We start from the raw sequence: 10,096 nt of genomic DNA, 5'->3' as shown, positions 1-10,096 counted from the left end.
TTGTTTTTGAAGGTGCTGGCTGCAACCAGTGCTTTTTTTATTTTCAATTATACCAAAAGAGCTACACTAGAAAAATTATTATTTTTTCTAATGTGGCTCTTTTACTTAGGACTTATGGCACAGCCCCCCTTTGCTAATTACAGCTAAATATGATTCACAAGAAACAATAATCGTCTAATTTCGAATTTCATCATCTTATGTCACATTCTTTTCTATTGGAAGCCACCCTACTTTTAATCCCACCATTACCACACTAGCAGTTACCCAACTCTTTTTTCTAGTCTTGAAGCAACCAACGAGAGTGCATAACAAACAACAAAATACAAAACAGCTAATGCCACAAACATTGGAATCAAATATCTCGTGTTCTGCCCATAAATTATCTGTGCGCGATACATTAATTCTGGCAAAACAATGATTGTAGCCAAAGATGTATCCTTTATTAATGAGATAAATTGGCTTACTAAAGGTGGAATCATTTTCTTCAATGCCTGTGGTAAAATGATATAGCGCAGGCCTTCCCAATAAGTCAATCCATTTGCACGTGCACCTTCCATTTGCCCAGTATCGACAGCTTGAATCCCACTTCTTACAATTTCAGCAATCATCGCCGATTCGAAGACTGTCATCGCTGTAATTGCCGCAGTCAGCGGATCCATCCTAATTCCAATTTTTGGTAATCCAAAATATGTGAAAAAGATCAGCAACAACAAAGGTAGGTTTCTAATTAAATCAACGATAATTCCAACAACTCCCGAAACAACTGGGTAACGAATATATCTAACAATTCCTAGAAACAAACCAACTATTGAACTCAAAATTATTGAAATAACAGATACTTCAAGAGTGACCCATAATCCTTCTAGCAAGAAGCGAAAGTTTATCCAAGTGTATGCTTCAGCAAAACTATTCATCTATCATCCCTCCTTAGGCCAATTTTTTCTCAAGATATCGCATATAATAACTCAACGGTAATGTAATTATTAAATATAGGATACCTACAGCAATATAGGTATTAAAAGTATCAAAGGTTGCCGAAGCAATCATGTCTCCTTGATACATTAAATCAAAACCTGCTACAAAGGCTAGTACCGAAGAATTTTTCACTAAATTAATAAATTGATTTCCCAGTGGCGGAATTACATACTTAAATGCTTGTGGTAAAACAATATGCCACATTGCTTGCATGAAACTCAGTCCATTTGCACGTGCACCTTCCATTTGTCCACCATCAACCGCCTGAATTCCTGCTCGAACTGTCTCAGCAATAAATGATGAAGTGTAAAGAGTTAAGCCAATTGTTCCCGCAGTAAAACCATCCATTGGAAAAACATATTGCGGTACAACCACATAAAAGAACATACCAATTACGAGCAGTGGAATATTACGAAAAACTTCGATATAAATCTTGCCAATTATACGCAAAAACTTAGATGGTAAAACTTCAAAGATTGCAACTGTGGAACCGATTATCAGGCTAAAGAACAAGGCAATCACACTACATAGAATTGTATTTTCTAGACCTGTCAGCAACTCTTGCCCATGCTGTTGAAAAACACTAATCATTGTTGGCTCGCCTCCTTCAAGTTAAATCCAGCTACATTTCCAAACCATTTTTGTAATAGTTTCTGATATGTTCCATCTTTTCTCATTTCGCTCAAAGCCTTATTGATTTTATTTTTCAATTCCGTTTGTCCTTGATCCACTGCTATTCCATAAGGCTCATTAGTAAAGGTTCCCCCCACAACATGATACCCTGGATTTTCTGAAGCAATTCCAAACAAAATCCCGTTATCAGTTGTAAGTGCCTGCCCTTGACCTGATTTCAAAGCAGTAAATGCCTGTGCATAATCTTCAAGCTCTAATACCTTAGCATTTGGTGCTGATTTCTTAATATTAACAGCAGATGTCGACCCTTTGACTGCTAATACCGTAGTTCCTGCTTTATTCAAATCTTTAACGTTCTTAATACTACTGCCCTTTTTTACTAACAATGATTGTCCCGCCGCAAAATATACTTTTGAGAAATCAACAATTTTTTCACGATCCGGTGTAATTGTCATCGTTGCAATGATTGCATTAATATTGCCATTTTTCAGTAATGGTATTCTTGTTTTGCTTGTAACCTGAACAAATTTTGCTTTGCCTTTTGCACCTAATATTTTCTTGGTAACTGCCTTAGCGACATCAATATCAAAACCCTTAATCTGACCAGTCCCAACATCCATCAGTCCAAAAAGTCGAGTATCAGCCTTAACGCCCCATGTAATGGTATTATTTGCTTTATCTTCATTCCATGTACTTTGTGTTTTTGAAGATGAGCAAGCACCAAGGAGTCCTCCAAGAATAAAAATACCTGCTACAAGGAGCATTTTTCTTAGTCTTTTCATCAACTTTCCTCCTCTAATGCTTGATGATCTTACTTAAAAATTGTTTTGCACGTTCTTCTTTAGGTGCTTCAAAAAACTCGTCTGCTTGAGCATTTTCTAAGATTTCACCATTGTCCATAAATACAACCCGGTCAGCAACTTCACGAGCAAAACCCATCTCATGCGTTACGACAACCATTGTCATTCCCTCTTTTGCAATTGCCTTCATCACATTCAATACATCATCAATCATTTCTGGATCAAGTGCAGATGTTGGTTCATCAAATAGTAATGCCTTAGGTTTCATAGCTAAACTTCTAGCAATTGCGACACGTTGCTTTTGTCCACCAGACAGTTGCTTGGGGTATGATGCGGTCTTATCTGAAACACCAACTGATTCTAATAGTTTCAATGCTGTTTCTTTGTTCTCAGCTTCATTCCTTTTCAAAACAAGCTTTGGTGCCAGCATAATATTTTCAAGCACCGTCTTGTTATCATATAAGTTAAAATGTTGAAAAACCATTCCAACATCCTTCCGAATTTGGTTTAAATCCGTCTTTTTATCAGCCAAGTCATATCCATTAACCAACAACTGGCCTTCCTCAATTTCTTCTAAGCCGTTAATTGTACGAATTAACGTACTCTTACCCGAACCTGATGGGCCAATCACAACAACGACTTCACCTTTTTCAACCTGTAAATTGATGTTTTTCAGCGCATGAAATTTCCCATAATATTTTTCAACTTTTTTAAATTCAATAACTGGCATATTTTGTTCCCCTCCATGTAAATTAACTTATGATAATAAATATTCTAATTAAGTTTTCCTTTTTATGCAAGAAATATCTTTCTGTTTTCTAATCAACTAATGCTAGCAGAGTATATTTCATAAGAGTATTCAATAAATTATTTATTTTTAATACTGAATGATATTTCAAAACAAAATAAAAAACGCATCAAAATATTCAACGATACGTTTCTCAACTATTATTCTGAAATTCTGCCTAATATTCAAAGTTTCTTATTTACTCTGATATGCTACCTGTACACCAAGACTAAAAGGTCGTTCCTCCGATACAAGAGAAGACCTACCTGCAAATTTATGCAGCCCCCCCTGAATTACGACTGCGGCAAGAAATATCTCATATTTATCACCGATATCGGCAATTGGTGTTAATCCAATTCGTACTATCTGGCCTAGTTCTTTCCTCTCCAATGGATTTACGCCACCAAGAATAACAAATCGATCTCCGCGTTTCTCTAATTCAAAGTATGGAAGTGCAACTGGTTCCAGCAATGCATCAATTCCGTTATTGTTTGTACGAGCCAGCTTGAGTTGCTGTTCTTCTGACAAGCCACCGAAATCTAGGTTGAGATATTCTTGTTGTTCCAATACCGCCACTATTTTTTTCAGGTTAATATGATTCTCTTGACTCATATCAAGTGAAGCTGGCAGCATTTTTTCATTATTGAATATTCCATTAGTCTGCACATATCCTGCTCTGGATACTTTGCCCGTTTTCCCTATTTCTTCTTCCTTTGGCTTCAGATGCAATTTTTTCTCGATCCAAGGGGAGAAATCAATCCGCGATTTCTTTTTCGTAAAATAATGAATAACATTTAGATATGAAAAATAAAGCAATGCAATGAAAGCCAGAATAAAAAGCGCTCCTCTTGCCATATATCCATTCTTAAAAAATTGATCTGCCACATATAATAGATAAAAGTTCCCTACAGTTCCTAGAATGGTATAAACTCTATTTTTTAGCTTTACATTTATATTGATATATCCTAGATAACTATTGATAATCCCAATTATACTAAACAAAGAAGCACCTCCTATTCTGTCTTAGTTGTTTGAGCACTTGAACTTGCACTATCAGTCTGATTATCCTGCGTTGAACTACTTGTTGCTGTTGTAGCAGAGCTTTGACTTGTACTGCTGCTTCCATCTTGCGTTTGATTATCAGTTGCTGATGAACTGCTGTTTGAATGGGTATTACTACTTGATGTTGAATTTTCTTCTGAACTGCTATCTTTTTCTGAAGAAGACAAGGATTCTGAACTGCTTGAAGAAGGATTACTTGAAGAAGATTCACTAGATGAAACTGAATTTTCTGAACTTGTCTCCTTGCTCTCACTTGAACTGACTGAGGACGTCTGTGTCACAGTTCGTCCTTCATTTGTATTTGTCACAGTATTTACCGCAACATTCGTAGCTCCAAGTGCTAAAACTACTGACATTACCGCGAACGGCGTAATGAACGGTGGCGTTCGATATGCCATTTTAATCGCTCCATTTCTAAATAATATTTATATCTCTATTTTAAAATATTCACAAGACGTATAGTAGTTGCTGAGCCTAGTCTTTGCCTAATCTTATACAATCAGCACAAATTCCGTACAGTTCAAAATGATGGTCCTCAATTTCACACCCGGGAAGTTGTTCTTCAAAAAAGTCTAGTGGACACATCTGCACCTCTTGAACTTTTCCACATTTTTTACAGATAAAATGATGATGGTGCTGATGTACAAAATCGCACTGATACTTGACGCATGCGATTCCATCACGTGTCCGCTGCTCAATTATCCCAATTTCTTGAAATTCTTTGATGTTGCGGTAGATAGTATTGTGACTCATTCCTGGATAAATTTCATGCATATACTTATCAACGACTGCAACACTAACATATTGTTCTTGGAAATGGCTAAGATACTCTAACATACTTATTCTTTGCTTCGTGATCTTATAATTATTCTTCTGTAATATTTTCACTGCGATGTCAATCATTTTTTTCGCCTCCATACAAATGATAGTAATTGAGAGCATCTTTTGCAGTTGCTGGTTACTCATTAAACACACATGATGCCTTTTATCGCTTGCTTGCTGCTTCTTTTAGTACCTTATCCACAATGTTTTTTGTCTTTTGCCACATTCCATTTTCAATTATTTCACAAAAGGATACCAGTTTCGCGGGGATGTTCATATCTCGCTGGGCCTCAAAACTCGCTAAGCGTCTCACAACTTCTTGTTCAGATTCTCCGCGCCTTAAAATACGTGTTGCGAGTTGTTTGACATCGGGAACCTTAATATACCAAAACAATATTTGAATATCTTTTATTGTCTTTTTATAACTGAGAACTCCTTCAGTGTCCAATACTATGGTTACTGTCTTCGACTTCTGAAAAGCCAACTCTAATCCCTCATAAGAAGACCCATACATGTGACCTGCATATTCGACAAACTCAATAAAGTGATTTTTAAAAAAACTCTTTTTTGATTCAAAATAATAATCAACTTTATCCTTTTCCCCTATTCTGCGCGGCCTTGTAGTATGCGTAATTACTCGTGGAAATTCATACTTTTCGAGCAAATAATTCTGAATAGTTGTCTTACCTGAACCTGGTGCCCCACATATCACTATCAATCGTTTCATCTTTTCATCCATTCCAAGCTGATTAATTTTTCTAAGTTGACTTTTTGCATAATACCTTCCTGCATAGTAACCATTACATATAGCAATTATAATAACTCTAGTCTCTTATTACTATGAAAAAGCCAATAAAAAACTGATATTTCAAGATTTTTTCATACATTTCACAAATAACACTCTTGTAACAAGCATTTCCCGTTTATTTTATTTTCCCCGACATGAATTGACAGAACACTTCAAATATGTTTATCATCTAAGTCATAATAATTAAATAAAGAAAAAGTGAGGTATTTCTTTTGAATCTAAAGGAACGCGTTTTACGCAAAGAAAGTCTATCCCGTTATATCACCAAAGACAATCGTTTTGTGAAAACCTTGGGTGCCGGTGATCTTATTGCACTTGGTGTTGGAGCTGTTATTGGTGCAGGAATCTTCATACTTCCGGGAACTGTAGCTGCTATGCATACTGGTCCAAGTATCGTATTATCATTTATTTTAGCAGCGATTGTTTGTTCTACAGCTGCATTATGCTATGCTGAATTTTCTGCAGCATTGCCGATTGCTGGCAGTGCCTATTCATTTGGAACAGTTGTTTTTGGTGAGATTGTCGGGTGGTTCCTCGGTTGGGCATTAATACTTGAATACATGCTCGCCGTTGCTGCCGTATCAACAGGATGGTCAGCTTATTTTAAGTCATTTCTATTGGGCTTTGGTATTCAAATACCTAAGGCACTTAGCGGCAACTTCGATCCAGCAAATGGAACATATATTAATCTCGCTGCAGTCTTAATTATTCTCTTAATTTCCTTCATGCTTTCCAAAGGTGTCAAATCTTCAATTAGAATTAACAACATCATTGTACTGGTAAAAATAGCTATTATTGTAATTTTTCTAATTGTTGGTGCATTCTATATTAAGCCCGCTAATTGGCAGCCATTTATGCCCTTTGGGGTTAATGGAATATTTGTGGGTGCCTCTTCTGTTTTCTTTGCCTATCTTGGATTTGATGTAGTTTCGGCTTCAGCCGCTGAAGTTAAGAACCCACGGAAGAATATGCCTTTAGGTATTCTTGGCACCCTTGTAATTTGTACTATTCTTTATATCTTAGTCTCTATTGTTTTGACTGGTATGATTTCTTATACCAAGCTGAATGTAGCAGATCCAGTTGCTTTTGCACTTCAGGCGGTTAATCAAAACTGGGTAGCCGGTATTATTTCTATAGGTGCTCTGGCTGGAATGTTCACGATGATGGTCACTATGATTTATAGTAGTTCCCGCTTAATCTACTCGATTGGGCGCGATGGGCTTTTACCTGATTTTCTCGGAAGAATCAATTCTAAGAGTCACACTCCAAACAACAGTATGCTCGTTGTCACAATAATCATTGCTACTCTGGGTGGATTAGTCTCACTCAATCAGCTTGCTAATCTGGTAAATATCGGAACCTTGATTGCATTTACCTTCGTTTCTTTCGGAATACTTCCGCTGCGCAAACGAACAGATATCTCTCATGACGGCTTTAAAGTTCCATTTTATCCTATTTTACCAATTATTTCTGGAGTTTTGTGCATCATCATGATGACACGCCTATCTGCGGAAACATGGGTTGCATCAATCCTCTGGTTTATTATCGGGATGGTTCTTTATTTCACATATGGCATAAAACATAGCAAATTGGAAAGTGAAAAATAAGCTAATAAATTTGTAAATTAATAAAATTGGAACAAACTAAAATTGGAACGAGGTCAAAATTATTTTTTGATCCGATCCTTTTTTTATTTTGCTCAATTATATTGTATAATCAAGCAATCAAGGAATTAAATCCAGGAGGTACGATCTTGAAAAACAATCAATTTGCTCATATTGCTACTCCAGATTCACAAAAAATTGCTGAGCTTGAAGGTATTGGTTACTTGACACCGGAAATGCTTGCAAGCAAGAATCTTGCAGAAGTATGGCGTGAGTTAATTATCCGAGCATTTCCACAAGCGCTGACAGCTAGCTCACAATCTGAGAAACTAGCTGCACTCTTAGCGGATGAAAATACTAACTTGCTCACATATACTGATCAAGGAAAATTTTCTGTAACTGCATTTTACAATGTTGCTTTACAATTATTAGAGTTTCTCCCAACTATTGACTTTGATTTTTCAAATCCACTAGACGCAATGAAAAAAATCAATCTTCCATATATTGACAATATTTCTACCACCACCGCATTATTTTCGGCATGGTATGAACTATTGTGTACCCACACAAAAAATGGTCAGTTATTGCTTGATAATTTGGCTACGCAGGGATTCTTCGTAAATTTTTACGGGAAAATTTCTCAACCACTTTTCTTCAACGGTAAGGCCCAACCAGTATTTGACACGGATAGACTAATCCGCGAAGTCGTCTACGTTGAATCCTCATTAGATACCGATAAAGATGGCAAACTCGATTTGCTGAAAGTAGAAGTAATCAGACCAGTTGAAACCAACATTGGTCTAAGAGTCCCAGCATTATATACTGCCAGTCCCTACAATCAAGGCACCAACGATGAAGACGGAGACAAGCTCATGCATTCAATGAATGTGCCTTTGATTCACAAAGTTCCAAACAACACAACCTATGACGATATTGCCTACCATTCTCCTCAGTTATCATTGCCTGATCCAAGAGTGACAGCCGGTACTACAACTGAAGCCTCCGAAACATTTAGCAGGGAATTCTCATACACTCTTAACGATTATTTTCTTGCCCGCGGTTTTGCCGCCGTTTATGCTGCGGGAATTGGTACCATGGAATCGGATGGCTTTCGGACATGCGGTTCAGAGAACGAAACAGCTTCTACTGTTGCTATTATTGAATGGCTAAATAATCAGCGCCGAGCTTTTACGAATAAAACAGATAATGTTCAAATTACGGCTTGGTGGTGCAACAATGCCATCGCAATGACTGGTAGATCATATTTAGGAACACTTGCGACTGCTGCCGCAACAACAGGAGTTGCCGGGCTTAAAACCATTATCTCTGAAGCTGCAATTTCCAACTGGTATGATTATTATCGTGATGGTGGTTTAGTCGTGGCTCCCAGCGGATTTCCTGGAGAAGATGCCGATGTACTAGCACTAGAATGCTTTAGCCGAAAAAAACAGGCTGGTGATTATCTGACAGTTAAAAATTTATTTGACCAGCATTTACAACAGATTACTGAAGATCAAGATCGAACAACGGGAAATTATAATTCATTTTGGGATGCTCGCAATTACTTGAAAAACATTAAAAATATTAAAGCTGACATTGTAATGGTTCATGGATTAAACGATTGGAACGTCAAGCCCCGCAATGTTTATCAATTATGGAACTCACTGAAAGAACTGCCAGTCACACGAAAGCTCATCTTGCATCAGGGACAACATATTTATATCAATAACTTCCGTTCACTTGACTTCACTGATATGATGAATCTCTGGCTGTCATATAAATTATATAACGTGCCTAACAAGGCAGCTGAAGTTCTGCCTGATATACTTGTACAGGACAATTTGCAGGCTGAAACATGGCATAACTATCAGGATTGGGACTCAAACGAGCCTATACAGAATCTATTACTGCAACAACATGAGCTTGTTCCTGAAAATAGCGAATTGCAAGATGGTGCAGCTCACTTTCAAGATTATTTGAATGAAGAAGCCTTTTCCCTATACTCTTCAAATCATTCACTCTGGAAAGAGCATCTCTTACAAGTGGAGAATTCACCATTGAAAAACAACCGGCTAATCTTTAAATCAGCAATTTTTGATGAGGAGCTGCTTTTGCGAGGGACTCCCGAAGTTACTGTGAAAGTTTCTACAAATAAAGACCATGGATTGCTCAGCTTCATGCTTGTTGATTATGGAAGTAAAAAGAGACTCAAGCCAATCCCCACTACACTTGCGAGAAAATCACTTGGTTTAGGATACCATTGGCGCGAAGACGACTTGACAGAATTCACAATGGATAAAGAAACACCTTGGAAGATGATTTCTGTTGGTCACATCAATCTTCAAAATCGTACTTCATTATGGAAAAATGATGAATTACTTCCAAATACCTTTTATCCAGTCTCATTGAAGTTGCAGCCAACATTCTATAAGATTCCAAAAAATCATCAATTGGGATTGGTAATTTATGCTACAGATATGCGAATGACAGTCCGTGGGAATGAAGAGCAGTCATATTCGATCCAATTAGCGGAAAGCAAATTGGCTTTGCATCTTTCTAAAAAAAGCTGAATCAGACGTTAAATTCTAATTTGTTTGCTTTATTT

The 10,096-nt window shown here is 37.1% G+C and carries 10 protein-coding genes; 2 read left to right on the top strand and 8 right to left on the bottom strand.

Going from position 1 to position 10,096, the window contains the following annotated elements; all coding sequences use genetic code 11:
* Positions 1–260: 260 nt before the first annotated feature.
* The 8 genes from FFX44_RS10895 to FFX44_RS10860 form a co-directional block, all read right to left on the bottom strand.
* Entirely contained in the window at positions 261–914 is a 654-nt protein-coding gene (locus FFX44_RS10895) for an amino acid ABC transporter permease (protein ID WP_289980904.1), read from the bottom strand.
* A 13-nt stretch (positions 915–927) separates the two neighbouring features.
* Positions 928–1,566 (bottom strand): amino acid ABC transporter permease, encoded by a 639-nt coding sequence (locus FFX44_RS10890; protein ID WP_289980903.1) that lies wholly within the window; start codon positions 1,564–1,566, stop codon positions 928–930.
* The gene (locus FFX44_RS10885; RefSeq protein WP_289980900.1) at positions 1,563–2,390 is read right to left on the bottom strand and encodes a transporter substrate-binding domain-containing protein; all 828 of its coding nucleotides are present in this window, start codon (positions 2,388–2,390) and stop codon (positions 1,563–1,565) included. Before FFX44_RS10885 ends, FFX44_RS10890 begins: the two co-directional genes overlap by 4 nt.
* A 13-nt stretch (positions 2,391–2,403) precedes the next feature.
* A complete protein-coding gene (locus FFX44_RS10880; RefSeq protein ID WP_289980898.1) occupies positions 2,404–3,138 on the bottom strand; it encodes an amino acid ABC transporter ATP-binding protein in 735 nt (244 codons plus the stop codon).
* A gap of 252 nt (positions 3,139–3,390) precedes the next feature.
* On the bottom strand, positions 3,391–4,197 hold the full coding sequence (locus FFX44_RS10875; protein ID WP_289980895.1) for a DUF6681 family protein: 807 nt from the start codon (positions 4,195–4,197) through the stop codon (positions 3,391–3,393).
* An 11-nt stretch (positions 4,198–4,208) separates the two neighbouring features.
* Positions 4,209–4,655: a hypothetical protein gene (locus FFX44_RS10870; RefSeq protein ID WP_289980894.1), complete on the bottom strand. Its 447-nt coding sequence runs from the start codon at positions 4,653–4,655 to the stop codon at positions 4,209–4,211.
* 76 nt (positions 4,656–4,731) lie between these two features.
* Positions 4,732–5,160 carry a transcriptional repressor gene (locus FFX44_RS10865; RefSeq protein ID WP_289980892.1) on the bottom strand — a complete coding sequence of 143 codons (429 nt, stop codon included), beginning with the start codon at positions 5,158–5,160 and terminating at the stop codon, positions 4,732–4,734.
* An 82-nt stretch (positions 5,161–5,242) separates the two neighbouring features.
* Entirely contained in the window at positions 5,243–5,806 is a 564-nt protein-coding gene (locus tag FFX44_RS10860; RefSeq protein ID WP_289980890.1) for a guanylate kinase, read from the bottom strand.
* A 293-nt stretch (positions 5,807–6,099) separates the two neighbouring features.
* Here FFX44_RS10860 and FFX44_RS10855 point away from each other — a divergent pair, with 293 nt between their 5' ends.
* A complete protein-coding gene (locus FFX44_RS10855) occupies positions 6,100–7,494 on the top strand; it encodes an amino acid permease (RefSeq protein WP_289980888.1) in 1,395 nt (464 codons plus the stop codon).
* Positions 7,495–7,640: 146 nt separating this feature from the next.
* The gene (locus tag FFX44_RS10850) at positions 7,641–10,061 is read left to right on the top strand and encodes a Xaa-Pro dipeptidyl-peptidase (RefSeq protein ID WP_289980886.1); all 2,421 of its coding nucleotides are present in this window, start codon (positions 7,641–7,643) and stop codon (positions 10,059–10,061) included.
* Positions 10,062–10,096: the final 35 nt, after the last annotated feature.

This window comes from Lactobacillus sp. UCMA15818 (assembly GCF_030400225.1).
Lineage (GTDB): Bacteria > Bacillota > Bacilli > Lactobacillales > Lactobacillaceae > Liquorilactobacillus.
Note: the sequence above shows the minus strand (reverse complement) of the source record. Positions and strands in the feature narration are given on the sequence as shown.